At 65.7% G+C, this 19,583-nt stretch carries 22 protein-coding genes; 5 read left to right on the top strand and 17 right to left on the bottom strand.

Going from position 1 to position 19,583, the window contains the following annotated elements; translation table 11 throughout:
• Nucleotides 1-32 precede the first annotated feature (32 nt).
• Both ruvA and ruvC read right to left on the bottom strand, forming a co-directional pair.
• Nucleotides 33-722, bottom strand: a complete 690-nt coding sequence (ruvA, locus tag JL811_RS01315; RefSeq protein WP_202686416.1) for a Holliday junction branch migration protein RuvA — start codon at nucleotides 720-722, stop codon at nucleotides 33-35.
• Nucleotides 719-1,231, bottom strand: coding sequence for a crossover junction endodeoxyribonuclease RuvC (gene ruvC / locus JL811_RS01310; RefSeq protein WP_202686415.1), 513 nt, complete (start codon nucleotides 1,229-1,231; stop codon nucleotides 719-721). Before ruvC ends, ruvA begins: the two co-directional genes overlap by 4 nt.
• Nucleotides 1,232-1,555: 324 nt before the next feature.
• On the opposite strand from ruvC, the gene JL811_RS01305 reads away from it, so the two are divergent.
• Nucleotides 1,556-1,771, top strand: a complete 216-nt coding sequence (locus JL811_RS01305) for a DUF1127 domain-containing protein (protein WP_202686414.1) — start codon at nucleotides 1,556-1,558, stop codon at nucleotides 1,769-1,771.
• A 101-nt stretch (nucleotides 1,772-1,872) separates the two neighbouring features.
• Here JL811_RS01305 and JL811_RS01300 read toward each other — a convergent pair whose 3' ends face one another.
• Nucleotides 1,873-2,247: a hypothetical protein gene (locus tag JL811_RS01300; protein ID WP_202686413.1), complete on the bottom strand. Its 375-nt coding sequence runs from the start codon at nucleotides 2,245-2,247 to the stop codon at nucleotides 1,873-1,875.
• A gap of 118 nt (nucleotides 2,248-2,365) precedes the next feature.
• Nucleotides 2,366-3,238: a 50S ribosomal protein L11 methyltransferase gene (locus JL811_RS01295; protein WP_202686412.1), complete on the bottom strand. Its 873-nt coding sequence runs from the start codon at nucleotides 3,236-3,238 to the stop codon at nucleotides 2,366-2,368.
• A 169-nt stretch (nucleotides 3,239-3,407) separates the two neighbouring features.
• Between JL811_RS01295 and JL811_RS01290 the strand changes: the two genes are divergently transcribed.
• Entirely contained in the window at nucleotides 3,408-3,986 is a 579-nt protein-coding gene (locus JL811_RS01290; RefSeq protein WP_202686411.1) for a nitroreductase family protein, read from the top strand.
• Nucleotides 3,986-4,702, top strand: coding sequence for an EI24 domain-containing protein (locus tag JL811_RS01285; RefSeq protein ID WP_202687148.1), 717 nt, complete (start codon nucleotides 3,986-3,988; stop codon nucleotides 4,700-4,702). The genes JL811_RS01290 and JL811_RS01285 overlap by 1 nt, the downstream gene beginning before the upstream one ends.
• 89 nt (nucleotides 4,703-4,791) lie before the next feature.
• Here JL811_RS01285 and JL811_RS01280 read toward each other — a convergent pair whose 3' ends face one another.
• Nucleotides 4,792-5,073 carry a DUF1467 family protein gene (locus JL811_RS01280; protein WP_202686410.1) on the bottom strand — a complete coding sequence of 94 codons (282 nt, stop codon included), beginning with the start codon at nucleotides 5,071-5,073 and terminating at the stop codon, nucleotides 4,792-4,794.
• Nucleotides 5,070-5,474: a methylmalonyl-CoA epimerase gene (mce, locus tag JL811_RS01275; protein ID WP_202686409.1), complete on the bottom strand. Its 405-nt coding sequence runs from the start codon at nucleotides 5,472-5,474 to the stop codon at nucleotides 5,070-5,072. Before mce ends, JL811_RS01280 begins: the two co-directional genes overlap by 4 nt.
• A gap of 236 nt (nucleotides 5,475-5,710) precedes the next feature.
• On the opposite strand from mce, the gene JL811_RS01270 reads away from it, so the two are divergent.
• Complete coding sequence (locus JL811_RS01270) at nucleotides 5,711-6,463, top strand: response regulator (protein WP_202686408.1); 753 nt, start codon at nucleotides 5,711-5,713, stop codon at nucleotides 6,461-6,463.
• Nucleotides 6,464-6,609: 146 nt separating this feature from the next.
• Here the strand turns inward: JL811_RS01270 and JL811_RS01265 are convergent, their stop codons facing one another.
• The 8 genes from JL811_RS01265 to epmA form a co-directional block, all read right to left on the bottom strand.
• Nucleotides 6,610-7,308 carry a GNAT family N-acetyltransferase gene (locus JL811_RS01265; RefSeq protein ID WP_202686407.1) on the bottom strand — a complete coding sequence of 233 codons (699 nt, stop codon included), beginning with the start codon at nucleotides 7,306-7,308 and terminating at the stop codon, nucleotides 6,610-6,612.
• A 272-nt stretch (nucleotides 7,309-7,580) separates the two neighbouring features.
• The gene (locus JL811_RS01260) at nucleotides 7,581-8,786 is read right to left on the bottom strand and encodes a DUF1501 domain-containing protein (RefSeq protein WP_202686406.1); all 1,206 of its coding nucleotides are present in this window, start codon (nucleotides 8,784-8,786) and stop codon (nucleotides 7,581-7,583) included.
• 8 nt (nucleotides 8,787-8,794) lie between these two features.
• Nucleotides 8,795-10,150, bottom strand: coding sequence for a DUF1800 domain-containing protein (locus JL811_RS01255; protein ID WP_237684718.1), 1,356 nt, complete (start codon nucleotides 10,148-10,150; stop codon nucleotides 8,795-8,797).
• Nucleotides 10,151-10,288: 138 nt separating this feature from the next.
• Complete coding sequence (gene aspS, locus JL811_RS01250) at nucleotides 10,289-12,064, bottom strand: aspartate--tRNA ligase (RefSeq protein WP_202686405.1); 1,776 nt, start codon at nucleotides 12,062-12,064, stop codon at nucleotides 10,289-10,291.
• A gap of 212 nt (nucleotides 12,065-12,276) precedes the next feature.
• Nucleotides 12,277-12,750: a molybdenum cofactor biosynthesis protein MoaE gene (locus JL811_RS01245; RefSeq protein WP_202686404.1), complete on the bottom strand. Its 474-nt coding sequence runs from the start codon at nucleotides 12,748-12,750 to the stop codon at nucleotides 12,277-12,279.
• Between the two features lie 4 nt (nucleotides 12,751-12,754).
• Nucleotides 12,755-13,003: a molybdopterin converting factor subunit 1 gene (gene moaD, locus JL811_RS01240; protein WP_202686403.1), complete on the bottom strand. Its 249-nt coding sequence runs from the start codon at nucleotides 13,001-13,003 to the stop codon at nucleotides 12,755-12,757.
• A complete protein-coding gene (gene pgsA / locus JL811_RS01235; RefSeq protein ID WP_202686402.1) occupies nucleotides 13,000-13,665 on the bottom strand; it encodes a CDP-diacylglycerol--glycerol-3-phosphate 3-phosphatidyltransferase in 666 nt (221 codons plus the stop codon). Before pgsA ends, moaD begins: the two co-directional genes overlap by 4 nt.
• Nucleotides 13,666-13,765: 100 nt before the next feature.
• On the bottom strand, nucleotides 13,766-14,815 hold the full coding sequence (gene epmA, locus JL811_RS01230; RefSeq protein ID WP_202686401.1) for an EF-P lysine aminoacylase EpmA: 1,050 nt from the start codon (nucleotides 14,813-14,815) through the stop codon (nucleotides 13,766-13,768).
• A gap of 128 nt (nucleotides 14,816-14,943) precedes the next feature.
• Between epmA and efp the strand changes: the two genes are divergently transcribed.
• Complete coding sequence (gene efp / locus JL811_RS01225; protein WP_202686400.1) at nucleotides 14,944-15,510, top strand: elongation factor P; 567 nt, start codon at nucleotides 14,944-14,946, stop codon at nucleotides 15,508-15,510.
• 154 nt (nucleotides 15,511-15,664) lie between these two features.
• On the opposite strand, the gene uvrC is transcribed toward efp, so the two are convergent.
• The 3 genes from uvrC to JL811_RS01210 form a co-directional block, all read right to left on the bottom strand.
• Nucleotides 15,665-17,527, bottom strand: a complete 1,863-nt coding sequence (uvrC, locus tag JL811_RS01220) for an excinuclease ABC subunit UvrC (protein ID WP_202686399.1) — start codon at nucleotides 17,525-17,527, stop codon at nucleotides 15,665-15,667.
• 311 nt (nucleotides 17,528-17,838) lie between these two features.
• Nucleotides 17,839-18,630: an SDR family oxidoreductase gene (locus tag JL811_RS01215; protein WP_202686398.1), complete on the bottom strand. Its 792-nt coding sequence runs from the start codon at nucleotides 18,628-18,630 to the stop codon at nucleotides 17,839-17,841.
• Nucleotides 18,627-19,583 (bottom strand): calcium/sodium antiporter, encoded by a 957-nt coding sequence (locus JL811_RS01210; RefSeq protein WP_202686397.1) that lies wholly within the window; start codon nucleotides 19,581-19,583, stop codon nucleotides 18,627-18,629. The genes JL811_RS01215 and JL811_RS01210 overlap by 4 nt, the downstream gene beginning before the upstream one ends.

The following is a 19,583-nucleotide window of genomic DNA, read 5'->3' as shown; positions in this document are numbered from 1 at the left end:
CGGCAGGGCTGCAAGACCTGCCGGTTGCGGGCTCAGCCCTTCGGGGCCAGCAGGCGCAGGGCTGCGCGGATCAGATCGGCCGTTCCGGCCTCAGGCGTCTCACCCGCGGCCTGTGCCACCGCCTGCGCCGCATCGCCCTGCCCGTAACCAAGGTTCAGCAGCGCCGAAAGCGCCTCGGCGCTATGGGCGGCACGGGTCGGGGCCACCGGGGCGGCGGCTTTGGTCCGGCGCGGCGGTTCGGCGGCAGTTACGGGTTCCAGCACATCGTCACCGGCGGCGGTGCTGGTGGTCAGGGCGGGATTGGCGGCCAGCGCCATGGCGTCAGGCGCCTTCGATTTCAGTTCCAGCACCACGCGCTGCGCGATCTTCGGGCCGATGCCCGGCGCGGCTTGCACGGCCCGCGCATCACCAAGCGCGATGGCGCGCGCCACGCCCTCGGCCCCCAACGTGCCCAGAATGGCCATCGCGGCCTTGGCCCCGACCCCCTGCACCGTGACCAGCAGCCGGTGCCATTCCTTTTCCAGCAGCGTCGGGAAGCCGAAAAGCTGCAGCAGATCCTCACGCACCAGAAGCTCGGTATAAAGCGCCACCGCCTCTCCCGGCCCCGGCATTGCGGCAAGGGTGCGGTCCGAGACATGCACGATATAGCCCACGCCGCGTACATCGATCAGCACATGATCGCTGCCGCGATACTCCAACCGCCCCGCAATCCTGCCGATCATCCCGCCGCCCTCCGCAGCGCATCCTGCAACCGGCCCGCCGATTGCAGGTGATGCGCATGGCAGATCGCGATGGCCAGCGCATCCGCCGCATCCGGCCCGGCAATCGTCACCCCCGGCAGATGCAGCCGCACCATGTGATCGACCTGCGCCTTGGCGGCATGGCCGACCCCCACCACGGTTTTCTTCACCGCATTGGGCGCATATTCCCCCACCACAAGCCCCGCCTGCGCCGGAACCAGCAGCGCGATGCCGCGCGCCTGCCCCAATTTCAGCGTCGCCACCGCATCCTTGTTCACGAATGTATGTTCAACCGCCGCCGCCTCGGGGGCGTAGCGCAGCATCACCTCGGTCAGTTCACGGTGCAGCCGCAGCAGGCGCGCGGCCAGCTCTCCATCCCCTGCGTCGGAATGGCAGATACCGTTCGCGACATGGCTGATGCGCGCGCCCGCGACGTCGATCACGCCCCAGCCCAGATTGCGCAAACCCGGATCAATGCCGATCACCCGCAAGACCGCCCCCTATTCTTGTTCCGCAAGGACTAGCACGAACAGGGAACATCCGCCAAGGGTCAATCAAGGGTCAATACAGCGGGGTCAGGCAGCATCGCACCCCGGAATGCTGCGGATGCAAAAAGCGACATTTTGCAACCGGCCAGCGACGGAACGGCATTGCGCCCAATAAAAAAAGGCGTTTTTCGGATCTCGACCCATGCGCCGCCTGCATTTCAGGAATGCGATTTCCCCGGATTGCTTTGCGCATGCAGCACGATTATCTCGCTGTCATCGAACAACCCTGCTGCCAATTCAGGCAGTTTATGAACAAGGAACACCGCCATGGCCGCCTATGAGACGACCCGCACGGCGCCGTTTGGCGCCATCACCACCTTCCGCTTCGTTCAATCCGTCGGCAGCCTTTTTGCCGCTATCGGCAACTGGAACGACGCCCGCGTGACGCGCAACGCGCTCGACCGTCTGTCGGATCGCGAACTGGACGATATCGGCCTGTGCCGCGATGACATCAGCCGTATCGGCGCGCTCGGCCGGAACTGATCGGCACCGAAGGGCCCGGAAGGCCCGATCTGAACGCCAAAGGCCGCATCTCCGGATGCGGCCTTTTCATTTTGGTCAACCCGGCTGGGGGCAGCGCGGGATCAGTCCTGTGGCCGCCGCCACCAAGCCCCGCTGCTCATCTGGTCCCGCAGCCTGTCCGACAGCCAGAGCGTGACCGGATCCGCCTGCATCAGCGCCGCGCCCAGCCGGTCGAACCCCTCTCCCTGCCGCATCATGACGACGCGGTCCTGATAGGTCTGATCACCGACATTGTAATGAATCGTCGCCTTCAGCCCGAAGACCGCCAGAGCCACGAACAGCAAGGGCAGGATCAGACCCGAACGGCGCTTGCGCTCCTTCCGGCTGTAATGCGACCGCCCCAGCGTGCCCAATGCCTCAAACCCCTGCCCCGAGGCATGGGCCTTTTGCAACCGGCCTACGCGGTCATAGAAGTCGATCAGATTGGGGTCATGCATCGCAAACATCCACATCGTGAAACACGCTGGGATAAGACGCCTTCATTAAGGCCTGAGTTGGGCAAAAAGCCCTGAAACGAGGCCGAAACCGCCGGAATTTTGCCGCGATTGCAGGGGGTTATTTCCGCTCCAGCACCAATGCTGACCATTCGCCAAGATCGTCCCGCGACCGCAGGGCAAAGCCTTGCGCCTCATAGGCGGCGATGATGGAATCAGCCTGCACCACCAAGAGACCCGACAGGATGCACAAGCCTCCCTGCGCGATATGTCCGGCCATATCAGGGGCCAGTTCGATCAGCGGGCCTTTCAGGATATTGGCAAAGACCAGATCAAAGGGCGCGGCAGCGGTCAGGCGCGGATGGTCGAACCCTGCCGCCTCAAAACAGTCCACCCGCCCCGCAAGGCCATTGATGGCGCAATTCGCCTCGGCCACATCGACGGCGACAGCGTCGATATCCGACGCGAAGATCTGCGCATCGGGCAGGGTCCGCGCCGCCGCCAGTGCCAGCACCGCCGTGCCGCAGCCGATATCGGCGACGCGGGCGGGCCGAAACCCCTGATCCAGCAGACGGTCAAAGGCCAGAAGACAGCCCAGAGTCGTGCCGTGATGGCCGGTGCCGAAGGCCACGGTCGCCTCGACCTGTAGCGCGATGCGCCCCGGCGGCAGCTTGTCGGCATCATGGCTGCCATAGACGAAAAACCGCCCCGCATCGACGGGTGACAATTCGCGGCGCACTTTGGCCACCCAGTCGATCTCGGGCAGTTCCGACAGCGCAAAGGGCCGCGCCTCAAACGCCGCCGCCAGCAGGTCCAGCACCGCCCCCTGCGGCGGGTCGGTGAAATAGGCACCGACCTCCCACAGGCCCGATCCGTCCTCGATCTCGAAAACGCCGACACCGGTGGGCGCGGGATCCATGCGTTCCATCGCTTCGGCCAGCGCCTCGGCGGCTTCCTGTCCGGTCAGAGTGGTCAGGGCGGAATAGCTGGGCATGGCGAAAAACCTCAATGGAACGCTTGTGCAGGGCCTAGACCGCAGCCCGCGCCGCGTCAAGCGGCGGTCCCGCAGGCGTGGCCTCGCCCCCCGGCTCTTGGCCCCGACCCTTGACCCCGCCGCCCCGATCCCGGAAAGCTGCGGGGGAAGCCGGAACAAGGGCCGATCCATGCCAGATCCCAGACCAGACGTCACCGATTTCCTGCGCCGCCGCCGCTCGGTGCCGCCCAAGTTGCTGCGCGCCCCGGTGCCCGACCGCGATCAGGTCGCGCAATTGCTGGAACAGGCCGCACGCAGCCCCGATCATGGCAAGCTGGAGCCCTGGCGCTTTCTGGTGCTGGAACAGGGCGCCATGGCCCGGCTGGCCGGTCTGGCCGGTGAAAAGGCCCGCATTGCAGGGCTGGACCCCGAGGCCGAGGCCAAGGCGCGCAGCCAGTTTGATGCGGGGTTGCTGGCGGTGGTTGTCATCGCCTCACCGAAGGATTCCGACAAGGTGCCCGCCATCGAACAGACGCTTTCGGTGGGGGCGGTCTGCCTTGCGTTGGTCAATTCGGCACTGGCGGCAGGTTGGGGTGCGGGCTGGCTGACCGGCTGGGCCGCCCATGACCGGGGTTTCGTCGAAGAGGGTCTGGTCCTTGCCCCACAGGAATTCGTCGCGGGCATCATCCATATCGCCACCGCCCCCGGGCCGATGACCGACCGGCCGCGCCCGGATGTGGCGGCGCTGACCCGCTGGATGGCGACATGATCTTCCTCGATTTCCGCCGCGCGCTGGCGCAGATCGGCGATCCCGCCTTTCGCCGCGTGCTGCTTCTGGGCATCGCGCTGGCGCTGGCGCTGCTGGTCGCGGTCTATGCGGCCTTTCTGGCCGTGATCCAGAGCTTTACCCCCGACAGTATCGAGATCCCGCTTGTCGGCCCGGTCGGCGGGCTGGACACGCTGCTCTCCTGGGGTTCGGCGCTGTTCATGCTGGGCCTCTCGGTCTTTCTGATGATGCCGGTCGCCTCAGCCTTCACCTCGCTTTTCCTTGATGATGTGGCCGAAGCGGTCGAGGCGCGCCATTACCCGGACCTGCCGCCCGTTCCGCGCCTGCCCTTCATGGATGCGCTGGTCGACAGCCTGAATTTCGTCGGCCTGCTGATCGCGGTCAATGTGCTGGCGCTGATCCTTTACGCCTTTGCAGGACCCTTCATTCCGGTCGTGTTCTGGGCGGTGAACGGGTTGTTGCTGGGGCGGGAATATTTCACCCTTGTCGCGATGCGCCGCCTTGGGCGGCAAGGCGCCAAGGCAATGCGGCAGCGGCACTGGGTGGCCGTCTGGATCGCGGGCACGCTGATGGCGGCGCCATTGTCAATTCCGCTGCTGAACCTGCTGATCCCGGTGCTGGGCGCCGCGACCTTCACGCATATGTTCCACCGGCTGCACCGGGCCGAGGGCGCCACGGACCTGTCCGGCCGGGTCTGACCCTCACCGCCGCGTTTTCTGTCGATCAATATCCCGAGGGGAGTCGCGGCACGCGACGGGGGGCAGCGCCCACCCCCTTTCGCCCGCCCTCAGCCCTGCGAGGGGGGCGGCATCCGGTCCATCCAGTCGAAATCCCGCACGGTGATCTTGCCCGATGTGATGACCAGATACAGCACCAGCCAGACCACGATCGCCACCAGCGTCGTGATCTGGGCCTTGCGCTTCACGACAAATCCGGCGGGCGCCCCGGCCGGGGTTCCCGGCACCACTTCGCCCGCATCCCCCTGCGACCGGAACCGCAGCGGCAGCACGATGAACAGCACCATGAACCATGTCACGGCAAAAAGGACGATTGCGGCGGAAATGCTCATATCTGCTCCAACTCTACCAGACAGCCGTTGAAATCCTTGGGATGCAGGAACAGCACCGGCTTGCCATGGGCACCGATCTTCGGATCCCCGTTGCCCAGCACCCGTGCGCCCTGCGCGCGCAGCCGGTCCCGCGCGGCCAGAATATCCTCCACCTCATAGCAGATATGGTGGATCCCGCCTGCAGGGTTCTTTTCCAGAAAGCCCGCGATGGGGGAATTCTCACCCAGCGGATAGAGCAGTTCGATCTTGGTATTCGGCAAGGTGATGAAGATCACCGTGACGCCGTGATCCGGCTCATCCTGCGGGGCGCCGACGCTGGCCCCCAGCGTGTCGCGATACTGGGCCGCCGCCGCCGCAAGATCCGGCACAGCGATGGCCACATGGTTCAACCGTCCGATCATCCTTCGCCCCCTTGCGACATCCAGCGCCCTTCGCGCCCATATGCGGCGGCAGATGTCCCGAGGCAATGGGACCTGCCGCCGCAGGGCGGGAAATCGGTAAAATCGGCGGCACTCCGGGCGCAGTTCACCGGTGGTTAGGCAATTCCTGTCTGACTTGGGCGATCAGATGCAACCGGACCGTCACGATGCCCCCTGCCCCGATGTCTTCCCGTTCCCCGCCCGGGGACGGGGTGCAGATGCCACAATCCGCCCCGCAGGTCCCGCCGGGAAGCCTGCTGCCGCTGGCCGGGCTGACCCTGCTGACGGTTGAGGACAGCCGCTTTGCGTCCGAGGCGATGCGCCTGATGGCGCAACGCTCGGGCGCGCGGCTGCGACGGGCCGAAACCATGGCGCAGGCCCGGCGGCATCTGGCGCTCTATCGTCCCGATGCGGTGATCGTCGATCTGGGTCTGCCCGATGGCCCGGGAGAGGAACTGATCGCCGAAATCGCCGGGGCACAGGTCAAGGGCATTGCGGGGGATGAACCGGGCCTGTCCCCGGAATCGCGTTTGGCAACAGGACCCATTCTGCTGGCGACCAGCGGTGATCCGTCCCGTCGCGCGGCGGCACTGGCGGCGGGGGCGCAGGACTTCATCGCAAAACCCGTCGCGACACTGGCCGGGTTCCAAGGCGCGATCATGCGCCATCTGCCCGGGGCGGGCCAAAGGCTCTCCGGCGCGGTGGGCAGCATCCACCCCGACCCGCAGGCCCTGCGCGATGATCTTGCCCATGCCGCCCGTCTGCTGGCCCGGGGCGCCCCCGGGCGGCGCGCCTATGTGCTGGCCTTCCTGCGCGGTCTGGCCCGGATCAGCCATGACCCGGGGCTGGAGCGGGCCGCGCGTGAAGCGGAAATTTCCGGCGGCGGGCTGGATCCGCTGATCCGGGCCATCGGTGAAAGACTGTCACAACAGCCACAGCCTTTCGCACCCCCATCGGCGCTGCCGGACTGAACCCTGACAGGACAGGCGCGGCCCGCCGGCGCCCACCCGATGCTGGCAAAGGACCTGCGGAAACCGGTCCGTGTCAGGCCATGCGCCCCACCCGCCGCGCGACTGCCGCTGTGTGCGGCATCCGGTGGGAAATCGCGCCTAGTCGCCTAGATCTGCAGTGCCGGGTCGGATCCGCCACGCGCAAGACGGGTCAGATCGGACAGGCGTTCGCGCTGCTGTCCGCCCGCATCGAAATTCGAGGGCGCAAGCCAGGCGCGATACGCCTCGGCCAGACCGGGCCATTCGCTGTCGATCACCGAAAACCACGCCGTATCGCGATTGCGGCCCTTGATGACCGCCGCCTGCCGGAACACGCCTTCAAAGCTGAACCCCAGCCGCTGCGCCGCCCGGCGTGACGCCAGATTGGCCGCGTTGCATTTCCATTCGAACCGGCGATAGCCCGCCTCGAAGGCCCATTTCATCATCAGAAACCACGCCTCGGTCGCGGCAGGCCCTTTCTGGATCTGCGGTGAAAGGCAGATATGGCCCAGTTCGATCACGCCATTAGACGGGTCGATCCGCAGATAGCTCGCAACCCCCGCTGCATGGCCGGTCGCCAGATCGCGCAGCGCAAAGAACAGCGGGTCGGATTTCGTCTCTGTCTCCTTCACCCAGCGGTGATAGGCCGAGGCCGAGGCGAAGGGGCCATAGGCCATATAATCCCACAGCGCATCATGCCCGGCAAATCCGTGATGCAGATCGGCGGCATGGCTGTCGGCAACCAGCGGCTCCAGCCGCACAAGACGGCCTTCCATCACCTGCCGGGGGGGCGCTTCGCGCGCGGTCCAGTTCTGCAAATCCGTCATCTGTCACCCCGAACCGAACGCTGCGCCGATGCCCCTTTATCACCGGGCGCATGGCGCATCGCAAGCCCGCGCGCGACGCTTCCCGGGGCCTCTCACCCTGTGAACCCCTGCGCTCCTTTTTCTGTCGCCAAATATCCCGGGGGGTGAATTTGGCGCAGCCAAAGGGGGGGGGGCAGCGCGCCCTACGCGCCCTGTCAGCGCAGCCTTTACCCGGCAAAGGTTCATGTTCCGACCCTGTCACGCGGGATGCATGGGCTTTGTCTGCCGCAAGGCTAAAGCAACAGCCCCGGGTCCGACCCGAGATCGAGGCCCGGAAAGACCTGACGCTCCAGAACCGCGCGGTCCAGCCCGTAAAGGCCGCGCATCGCCCAGCCCGCCCAATGGCGCAGGTCCGAGGTCGGCATCAGGTCGCGGCGGTCGTAAAGATCGGCCTCGGCCAGACCCGGCCAGCGGCCCAGAACCCGCCCGCCCGCCACCGCCCCGCCCGCGATCAGCATCGCGCCCGCCGTGCCGTGATCGGTACCGCCGCTGCCGTTTTCGCGCGCGGTGCGGCCGAATTCCGTCATCGCCATCAGAACCGTGCGGCCCCAGACCTGCGCGCCGGACTGGTGGCGCAGACGCAGCACCAGCCGTTGCAGCCGCGACAGCGCGCGCGGCAGGGCCGCCGCCTGTCCGCGATGGGTATCCCAGCCCGACAGCGAAAAGGCCGCGATCCGGGTTTCCCCGCGCAGCCGGGTCGCGGCGAAATCGGCCAGAAGATCGACATCGCGCCAGGGCCGGTCCTGCCCCGGCACAAGCGGGCCGGATGCAGGTGCGGCGGCGGCGCCCATCTCGACCTCTTCCTCGGACAGGCGCAGCGCCTGCCCGCCCGCCTCGCGGAACAGCGGGTCGTCATGGAACACATGTTCCAGCAATTGCCGTCCCTGCGCCGACAGATCCAGCCGCACCTCGGGTGTCCAGCTGAGCGTGGGCCCCGCCCCGGTCAGCAATGGCATCGATTCGCGGCCAAAGGCATAGGCGGTTTCGGCGCGCAGGCCCGGCATGGCTTGAACCATGCGGTTCAGCCAGCCATCCCGCGCCGCGCCCACCTGCACATCCATGCCCGTGCCCGCCTCCAGCAGGCTTTGCCCGTCGAAATGGCTGCGCTTGTCGCGATAAGGGGTCGATGTCGCATGAACAAAGGCCAGTTCTCCCGCCTGCCACAGCGGCGCCAGACCGCCCAGCCCCTCATGCAGCGCGAAACCACCCGTCAGCGGCAGGGCGGCAGCGGGCAGGCCGGGGCGCAGCGCCCTGAAATCTGGATCCTGCAAGGGCTGGACCACATCCAGCCCGTCCATGCCGCCGCGCAGGATGACAACGATCAGACGATGATCGCCCAGCCCCCGCCCCGAGGCCAGCGTCACCGTGTTCATCAGGGGATGCGCCGCCGCCGAACAGGCGATAGCACCCAGCCCCCGCAGAAAATCACGCCGCTCCATCCTGCCCCCTAACGTCGGTTGAAGGCGGGGGATGAGAACAAAAGCCCCACCCCCTCGCGCCGTGTTTCGGCCCGCGCCACCGCCCAAAGCAGCGCCTCCCCGGCATCCGCGCCAAGGCTGCGCTGCGCAAGGTCGCGCGGATCGGGCAGATCGCGTATCAGTCGCTGCGGGCTCTCCATCGCCCAGCCAATCCGTGCCGCCATGCCCTGCGGCGTGATCCAGGCCCGGGCATCCTCGGCCCAGCCATCCGGCCCGCCGGGGCCGCGCCAGCGTTGCCCCATGAGGGCCATGGGGGCGATCAGTTGGCGCTGCACCGGCCGGTCGGGCAGGCTGGCCAGCCGCAGCCCGTCCAGCCCCAGCGCGCGGCAGGCGGCGATGATGAAATCGAAGGGCTGGCGCGCCTTGCGCATTTCGGCCCCCCATGCGGCGGGATGGTGCAGCATCGCGCCATAAACCGCGCGCAGAGTGCCGTCGCTGTCGCGCCATGCCTGGACCATGGCGGCCACCAGCGCGGGGTCGGGTTCATCCGCAACGAAATGCACGGCCAGTTTGCGCGACAGATGGTCCGCCGTCTCGGGTCGCGCAGCCAAATCGCGCAGCACGGCATGGACCGGTTCCAGCCCTTCGCCGTCATAGCGACGCCCAAGCACGGTTTCCGGCCCGGGTTCGGCACGGTTGGGGCGAAAGACGAACCCTTCCGCTGCGGTGGCATCCAGCCCGGTCAGCAGTTCCGCCATCTGGCGCACATCGTCCTGACCATAGCCCGCGCCAACACCCATCGTGTGCAGCTCGACCACCTCACGCGCCAGATTTTCATTCAGACCCCGCTTGCGCCTGCGCCCGAAGGGCGATCCCGGTCCGATGGACGCGACCTGATCAAGATAGACCAGCATCGCCGGATGCAGCGTCGCCGCGATCAGCAGATCGGCGAATTTGCCCGACAGGTGCGGGCGGATCGCATCGGTGACCATGGCCTCGGGCAGGACGGCCTCGGGCGGATTGCGCGCCTTGACCGTGAAATGATCGGACCAGAAGGCGACCAGCCTTTCGCGAAAGCCGCACGGCGCGTCCAGCGCCCGCGCAATCGTCGCGCGGGCCGCATCCCGCGCCACCTGCCGCGAAAGCCTTACCGCCGTCTCATAGGTTTCGGAAGGCGCGCCTGTCATCCGTCTTTCGCGCCGCCCGGCCTGCGCATGTTGCAGGATGGGCAGCACTTCGGCCATGCCGGGCACCGGCCAGATCCGCGCCATGTCATCGGCGGTGTCCAGCCCGGCCAGAATTGCCCCGGGGCTTGTGGCGGCCCCTTCCGACAAGGGCAGGCCATAGCCGAACCGCCGTGCCGCTATGCTGATCTGGTCACTCATGCCCGTTCCGCCCTGCCTATCCTGTGGACGGTAGCGCAGAACGCGGCGGAATTCATCCTGTCTGAAGGGGAACAGAGGCCGGGATCGGCGGAAAACCGTGGGTCACGATTTTCCTCCCCCTTTGTCATGCCCGCCCGGTCAGTCCTTCGGCACCACGCGCAGGCGCAATTCGCGCAACTGTTCGTTCAGCGGTTCCGACGGCGCGCCCATCAGCAGATCCTCGGCGCGCTGGTTCATCGGGAACATGATGACCTCACGGATATTCGCCTCATCCGCCAGCAGCATCACGATCCGGTCGATCCCCGCCGCACAGCCGCCATGGGGGGGTGCCCCGTATTTGAACGCCTTGACCATGCCGCCGAACCGCTTGTCCACCTCGCTGTTCGGGTAGCCGGCAATCTCGAAGGCCCGGTACATGATCTCGGGCTTGTGGTTGCGGATGCCGCCCGAAATCAGCTCATAGCCGTTACAGGCAAGGTCATACTGCCAGGCATGCACCTTCAGCGGATCGCCCGACAGCGCCTCCATCCCGCCCTGCGGCATGGAAAACGGGTTGTGGCTGAAGTCGATCTTGCCCTCGTCATCCTTCTCGAACATCGGGAAATCGACGATCCAGGCGAATTTGAAACAGCCCTCTTCGGTCAGCTTCAACTCGCGCCCGATCTCGTTGCGGGCGCGTCCGGCGACCGCCTCGAACACCTCGGGCTTGCCGCCAAGGAAGAAGGCCGCATCGCCCTCCCCCAGTTCCAGTTGCTGGCGGATCGCTTCGGTCCGTTCGGGGCCGATATTCTTGGCCAGCGGACCTGCGGCCTCCATCGTGCCGTCCTCGGCCTTCCGCCAGAAGATATACCCCATCCCCGGCAGGCCCTGCTGTTGAGCAAAGGCGTTCATCCGGTCGCAGAACTTGCGGCTGCCGCCCGTGGGCGCAGGGATCGCGCGGATCTCGGTGCCCTCATTCTCCAGCAGTTTCGCAAAGATCGCAAAGCCCGAGCCCCGGAAATGCTCGCTGACCTCCTGCATACGGATCGGGTTGCGCAGGTCGGGCTTGTCCGACCCATACCATTTCAGCGCGTCCTTATAGGCGATCAGCGGCCAGTCGGCATCAACGCGGCGGCCGCCCCCGAATTCCTCGAAAATCCCCTGAATGACCGGCTGCACGGCGGCAAAGACATCCTCTTGCGTGACAAAGGACATCTCAAGGTCAAGCTGATAGAAATCGGTGGGGCTGCGGTCGGCGCGCGGATCCTCGTCGCGGAAACAGGGCGCGATCTGGAAATAGCGGTCAAACCCCGCCACCTGAATCAGCTGCTTGAACTGCTGCGGCGCCTGCGGCAGCGCATAGAACTTGCCCGGATGCAGGCGCGAGGGCACCAGAAAGTCGCGCGCCCCTTCGGGGCTGGAGGCGGTGATGATCGGGGTCTGAAACTCGGTAAACCCCTGATCCCACATCCGGTTGCGGATGGATCGGACCACATTGGAGCGCAGCATCATGTTGCGATGCAGCTTTTCGCGCCGCAGGTCGAGAAAGCGATAGGTCAGGCGGGTTTCCTCGGGGTAATCCACCTCACCGAAAACCGGCATCGGAAGTTCCTCGGCCGGGCCAAGCACCTCCATCGCGGTCACATAGACCTCGATCTCACCGGTGGGGATCTTTGGGTTGACCAGCGCCGCATCGCGCGCCTTCACGCGGCCATCGACGCGGATCACATATTCTGCCCGCACCTTTTCAAGGTCTGCAAAGGCCGGGCTGTCGCTGTCGGCCAGCACCTGTGTGATGCCGTAATGGTCGCGCAGGTCGATGAACAGCACCCCGCCATGATCGCGCACGCGATGGACCCAGCCCGAAAGGCGGATCTCCTGCCCGACATGGGTGGCGTTCAGCGCGGCGCAGGTATGGCTGCGATAGGCATGCATGGGGGTTCCCCTTCCCGAGGCTCAATTCCGGTTGGCGCCGATACATACCGCCCCCGGCGCGAAGTCAAGGCCCGGGTGCCCGGTTTGCCCGGGACCAATGCCTGCAAACCTCTCCCCTCCTTTTTCTGTCTTCAAATATCCCGGGGGGTGAATTTGGCGCAGCCAAAAAGGGGGGCAGCGCCCCCCTGCGCGCTTTGACGGCAGGGACGAGGTCACCCTTCTTCGCGCCAGCGGTCCAGTGCCGCCTCATCGCTGTCTTTCGCGGCAACCCATTCCGCGCCCGAAGCGGTGATTTCCTTTTTCCAGAACGGCGCGCGGGATTTCAGGTAATCCATCAGGAATTCCGCCGCCGCAAAGGCATCGGCCCGGTGCGGTGCGGCGGTCGCGACCATCATGATCGTCTCACCGGGGGTCAGGCGGCCATGGCGGTGAATGACCAGACAATCGGTCAGGAGCCAGCGCGCGGAGGCCTCGGCTGCGAATTTCGCGATCGCGCCTTCGGTCATGCCGGGATAATGCTCGATCTCCATCGCGGCCAGATCGCCCGACGCACTGTTGCGCACGACGCCGCTGAAGGTGACAACCGCGCCCGTCTCTCCGCGCGTCTCCCCGCCTGCGCAACCGGCCTGAAACCCCGACAATTCTGCCCCGGTGTCGAAAGGTTCGAGCTGCACCGCGATGCGCATGCGCTCAGCCCCCTGTCATCGGCGGAAAGAAGGCGACCTCACGCACCCCGGCCAGCGGTGCATCAAAATCGGCCAGTTCCTGATCCAGCGCCACGCGCAGGCTGGACGGATCGGCAAAGGCGGCGGCATAGCGCGGTTCGCGCGCCGAAAGCTCAGCCATCAGATCGGCCACGGTCGCGGCCCCGGTCTCGATCCTTTCGCGCGGCAGGCCGATCCGTTCACGCACCCATGCGAAATACAGCACCTCGATCATGTCTCATCCCGCAGATAGGGCTGGGCCTTGCCGAAATAATCCCAGCCGGTCAGGAAGGTCAGCACCGCCGCGATCCAGATCAGCACGAAACCGGTGATCCCGGCATACCAGCCGCTTTCGGCGACCAGCCAAAGCTGGTTCCAGTCTTCGGGCCCGCGTTCCAGCATCGCGATATAATCGGCGGGGTCCATCGCCTGATAGGCCGTCAGGTGCATATGCTCCAGCCCGGTGCCCAGAAACAGCACCGCAATCGCCACCATCTGCGCCGTGGTCTTCCATTTCGCCAGCCGCGTGACCTTCAGAAGTCCGGCCTTGGCGCCCAGAAACTCCCGCAGGCCGGAAACGAAAACCTCGCGGAACAGGATCACCGTCGCGGGCAGGATCAGCCAAGGGTTCATCCCCGAATAGCCGGTGATGACCATGATCGCGATCACGACCATCGCCTTGTCGGCAATCGGGTCCAGCATGGTCCCGAATTTCGATTCCTGCTTCCACAGCCGCGCCAGATAGCCGTCAAAGAAATCTGTGATCGCGGCGGTCACGAACAGCGCCAGCGCGAACCAGTCCGCCCAGGGCCGGTGGAAATACAGAAACATCACCGCAACACCCGGCGCTGCAAAGAGCCGCATGACCGTCAGGATATTGGGGATCGTCCACCTCATGCCCGAGTGGTAGCCAATCGCGGGGGGATGGGGAAGAGGCTTTGCGTCGCATGGCCCACCTGCGGCGCCCTGTCGCCGGGTCCGGATCGGTATTCCGCGCTCAGCCCTCCGCCACCGGTGTCCAGATCACATCGTCGATCCGGGGCGCGGCGGTGGCCAGCATCACCAGCCGGTCGAACCCCAGCGCGATGCCCGCCGCATCCGGCATCAGGGCAAGGGCTGACAGAAAATCCTCATCCAGCGGATAGCGATGGCCGTAGATGCGCTGCTTTTCGGCCATCTCCGCCTCGAAACGGCGGCGCTGCTCATCAGCATCGGTCAGTTCGCCGAACCCATTGGCCAGTTCCACCCCGCAGGCATAAAGCTCAAACCGTTCGGCAAGCCGCGGATCGTCGGCGCAAGGGCGGGCCAGCGCCGCCTCGGCCAGCGGATAGCGGTCCAGCAGGGTCGCGCGGCCAAGGCCAAGCTGCGGCTCGATACGGTCTGACAGGATGCGACTGAACAGATCCGACCAGCCCTCGCCCTCGCCGGTGGCAATGCCCGCCCCCGCCATGGCCGCGCGCAGGGCGGCGGCATCGGTGGTGCCATCGGGGCGGATCGTCGCCATCAGGTCGATCCCGGCATGCCGCCGGAAGGCATCGGGCACCGACAGCCGTTCGGGTGCCGCATAGGGGTCGCAGATCCGGTCGCGGAAGCGCAGCAGATCACTGCCTGCCGCCTTTGCCGCCAGACGCAGCATCGCCGCGCAATCCTCCATCAGCACGCTGTAATCCTGACCCACGCGATACCATTCCAACATCGTGAATTCCGGGCTGTGCAGCGCGCCCCGTTCGCGGTTGCGCCAGACATGGGCGAAGGCTGCGATCCGCCGTTCGCCTGCCGCCAGCAGTTTCTTCATCGCGAATTCGGGCGACGTATGCAGATACATCGGGCGTGGGCACCCGTCATTGCCGATGGCACTGGTGACAAAGGCATGCAGATGCGCCTCATTGCCGGGGCTGGCCTGCAGGGCGACGGGATCGACCTCGATGAAATCCTGATCCGCCAGCCAGAGGCGCAGGGCCTGCTGGATGCGCGCCCGGGCCAGCAGGGCCGGACGGCGGTCGGCATGACGGGCGGGTGTCCACCAGGGGCTTGTTTCAGAGGGCATGAGGAATGGCTTTCGGCTGGAAATCCGCGCGAAGATAGGCTAGGCGCGGGGCAATGTGCAGGGTCCCGCCGGACCCGCCCGCGAAACCATCGCGAAACCACGCCCAAGAACCACGAAGGAATGAACCCGTGAAAGTCATCGCCTCCTCGCTCCGCAAGGGCAATGTCGTCGAAATGGACGGCAAGCTCTACGCCGTCCTGAAAGCAGAAAATTTCCACCCCGGCAAGGGCACGCCGACCACCAGCGTCGACATGCGCCGCATCTCGGACGGGGTGAAGGTGTCAGAACGCTGGCGCACGACCGAGATGGTCGAAAAGGCCACAGTGGACGAACGCGAATATGATTTCCTCTATGCCGATGGCGAAGGCTATCATTTCATGGACCCCGCCTCCTATGAACAGATCACCGTGACCGAGGATGTGGTCGGCGATGACAAGGTGTTCCTCGTCGACGGGATCAAGGTCTATCTGCGCACCTTCGAAGGTGTTGCCATCGCGCTGGAACCGCCGCAGCGTGTGGTGGTCGAAATCGCCGAGACCGAACCCGTGGTGAAGGGGCAGACGGCGTCCTCCTCCTACAAGCCCGCGATCTGCACCAATGGGCTGCGGGTCATGGTGCCGCCCCATATTGGCGCGGAAACCCGCATCATCATCAATACCGAAGACCGCACCTATGTGGAGCGGTCCAAGGACTGAGCCCCGCTCGCCCCGGGGAAGGCAGGGGGGCGCTGCCCCCCTCACCCCCCGAGGTATTTGCACCAAGCTGAAAAGGGACGACTGAGTTCATCCTGGCTGAAAGACCCCGGGGTGAGCGGCGGCACGCCGCGAGGGGCAGCGCCCCTGCCTGCCGTCAGCCCCTCGCGCTGAAGAAATCCGAGATCTTGCGCGCCATCGGCTCGGAAATCCCGTCCACCGCCATCAGATCCGGAACTCCCGCGCGCGACACTGCCTTGGCCGATCCGAAATGCGCCAGCAGCGCGCGTTTGCGCGCCGCCCCCACGCCCGGGATCTCATCCAGCGGGGTGGCGCTGACCGCCTTGGCACGTTTGGCGCGATGCGCTCCGATGGCCCAGCGATGCGCCTCGTCGCGCAGGCGCTGGATGAAATAAAGCACCGGATCATTCATCCGCAGCGCAAAGGGCGGCTGGCCTGCACGGTGGAACTCTTCCTTGCCATGGTCGCGGTCCACGCCCTTGGCGACCCCGACCATGGCGATGTCGTCCACGCCCATTTCGGCCATTACGGCGGCCACGGTCGAGACCTGCCCTGCGCCGCCGTCGATCAGCAACAAGTCCGGCCAGGCCTCGCTTTCGCGGTTGGGGTCCTCTTTCAGCAGGCGTTCGAAGCGGCGCGTCAGTACCTCGCGCATCATGCCGAAATCATCGCTGTTGGCACCCGCCTCACCCTTGATGTTGAACTTGCGGTATTGCGATTTGAGGAAGCCCTCGGGGCCAGCCACAATCATGCCGCCCACGGCATTGCTGCCCTGAATGTGCGAGTTGTCATAGACCTCGATCCGGCGCGGCGGGCTTTCCAGACCGAAGGCTTCCGCTATCCCCTCCAGCAGCCGGTTCTGTGTCGCACTTTCAGACTGTTTCCGGGCAAGGCTTTCGCGGGCATTGCGCGCGGCGTTTTCCACCAGCTCGGCCTTTTCGCCCCGCTGTGGCACGGCGATCTCGACCTTGCGGCCTGCCCGTTCGGACAGGGCGGCGGTCACAAGATCCTCATTCTCGACCGGATGCGACAGCAGGATCAGTCGCGGGGGGATCTTGTCGTCATAGAACTGGGTCAGGAAGGCCTCCATGATCTCGGCCTCCTCTGCCCCCGCCCCGGTGCGGGGATAGAAATCGCGGTTGCCCCAGCTTTGGTTCGCACGGATGAAGAAGACCTGCACGCAGGCCTGCCCGCCCTCCAGATGCAGCGCCACCACATCGGCCTCGGCCACGCCGCGCGGGTTGATCCCCTGCGCCGATTGCACCGCTGTCAGCGCCTTGATCCGGTCGCGCAGGGCGGCGGCGCGCTCAAACTCCATCGCCTCGCTGGCCTTTGACATCTCTGCTGCCAGATTGGCCTGCACATCGGTTGACCGCCCTTCCAGAAAGCGCCGCGCATCAGCCACCAGCGCCGCGTAATCCTCCGCGCCCACCTTCTCCACGCAAGGCCCGGCACAGCGCTTGATCTGATAGAGCAGACAGGGCCGCGTCCGGCCCGAGAACACAGCATCGGTGCAGGTGCGCAGCAGGAACACCCGCTGCAACTGGTTCAGCGTCCGGTTCACCGCCCCCGCACTGGCAAAGGGGCCGTAGTAATGCCCCTTGTCGCTGCGCTTGCCGCGATGTTTGCGGATCATCGGAAAGGGATGGTCGGTCGGGATCAGGATATTGGGAAAGCTCTTGTCGTCACGCAGCAGCACGTTGTAGCGCGGCTTCAATTGCTTGATGAGGTTCTGCTCCAGCAGCAGCGCCTCGGTTTCCGTCCGCGTCGTCAGGAACATCATCGAGGCGGTTTCGGAAATCATCCGCGCAATGCGCCCCGAATGACCCGAGGGGCGGGCATAGTTCGACACCCGCGCACGCAGGTTGCGCGCCTTGCCGACATACAGCACTTCCGAGGCGGCGTTCAGCATCCGGTAAACCCCGGGCGATCCGTCCAGCCCTTTCACCGCCTTCTGGATCACCTCATGCCCCAGCGGCGTTTCCTGACCCTGCGTCATCTTCTCAATGCCCCTGCCCGTTCCCTCGATTCCCGCCTTCGCTGCAATGATACGGCCTCCGGGGCAAGAGGGAACCTATCCCCGGTTTATGTGGATAACTCTGTTGGCAAACTTCTGCATAGGCGGAATTTCCCTTGAATCCGGCCCGCTTCGTCGCCCTGCCCAAATAATAGGCACAAATTCAACCCTTTGATTTCAAACAAAAGAATTCGTGAGCATCGGCAAATCCCTGAAAACACAGGGTAAATTGTAACGGTCATGTGAAGATTTGGCCCACGGTGCAAAACTTCGCCGCCCCTGCCCTGCTGGACTTATTCCAGACCGGTCACGTCCGGGGTGCGCCAGTCCAGATGCTGGCCGCCATCGGCACAGATCAACTGCCCTGTCACCGCCGGACTGTCGATGAAAAATCCAAGCGCCGCGCAGATATCAGCCAGTGCAGCACCGCGCCCAAGGATCGTGGTCGCACGCTGTGCGCGGAACTGTTCCGCGCTTTGGCGACCGCCCTGCAGTGTCGGCCCGGGTCCGATCGCATTGACCCTGATCCGCGGGGCAAGCGCCTGCGCCGTCATCCGCGTCATAGCCCAGAGACCCGCCTTGGCGATGCCATAGGTCATGTAATCCGGCACGGGTTTCAGCACGCGCTGGTCGATCATGTTGACGATCAGCGCACCCGCCAGACGCTCCCCCTCTGCGTCCCGCAGATCGGGCAGGTCCTGTGCCGCCAGTGCCTGCGTCAGCACGAATGGCGCGCGCAGGTTGGACCCGAAATGGCGGTCCCAGCTGAGGCGCGTTGCGCTTGTGATATCGTCATGCTCAAAGATCGAGGCATTGTTGACCAGCAGCGTGACCGGCCCGCCCATTTCGGCCAGAACCGCCGGAAGCAGCGCCGCGACCTCGGCCTCCTCCAGCAGATCGGCAGCAAAGACCCCGGCCCTGCGGCCCATGGCACGGATCTCAACGGCAAGCGTTTCAGCATCGTCCCGCGATCCATGGCAATGCAGCGCCAGATCGAACCCCCGCCCCGCCAGATACAGCGCCATCGCGCGCCCCAGCCGCCGCCCCGCCCCGGTGACCAAGGCCAGCCCGGACGCAGCGGTCACAGCAGCACCAGTGCTGCGGTATAGCCCGCATAGGCCAGCAGGAACGCCACCCCCACCCCGCGCGTCAGGCTGAACCGCCCGAAGATGAAGGGCAGCAACACCAATGCGGCCAGCGCCATGACCCAGAGATCCCGGTTCAGCATCACCTCGGGCACCGGAAGCGGGCCGACCAGCGATGTGACCCCGATGATGCCCAGCAGATTGAACACGTTTGAGCCGATGACATTGCCCATCGCCACCTCAGCCTGCCGCTTGAACGCCGCGATGACCGAGGTTGCCAGTTCCGGCAGCGAGGTTCCGACCGCCACAAGTGTCAGGCCGATCACCACCTCGCTGATGCCCATCGACCGGGCGATATTCGACGCCCCGTCGACCAGCAGATCCGCCCCAAGCGGCAGGCCAATCAGCCCGGCCACAAGGAAGACTGCAATCTTCCAGCCGGGCATGGTGGGATCGGCGCCTTCAACCTCTTCGGCCTCTGCCCCGGGATTACCCGCAAGGGCGGCACGATGCGCCATTGAACTGCGGTAATTGTCCAGCAGCATCAGCGCTAGCCCGGCCAGCAGGATCAACCCGTGCCAGACGGTGATCGGGCCGAACAGGCTGACCGCGATGAACAGCGCCGTGGCGGCCAGCATCGTGACATAGCTGCGCCCCAGCCCCAGATCGGCGGAATGGATCGTGGCGATCAGCGCCGGAACACCCAGCACCAGCAGCACATTGGCGATGTTGGACCCGACGACATTGCCCAGGGCGATATCCGCCTGATCTTTCAGCACCGCCTGCACCGAGACCAGCAATTCAGGCGCCGACGTGCCGAAGGCCACGACCGTCAATCCCACCACCAGCGCCGGTATCCCCAGCCGAAGCGCCAGATTGACCGCCCCGCGCACAAGGGCATCCCCGGCCAGAACGAGCAGGACAAGCCCCCCCGCGACCCATACCAGATCCAT

This window comes from Szabonella alba (assembly GCF_016765775.1).
GTDB classification, from domain to species: domain Bacteria; phylum Pseudomonadota; class Alphaproteobacteria; order Rhodobacterales; family Rhodobacteraceae; genus Szabonella; species Szabonella alba.
The sequence above is the reverse complement of the archived record's forward strand: the minus strand, read 5'-3'. Positions and strand labels throughout refer to the sequence as shown.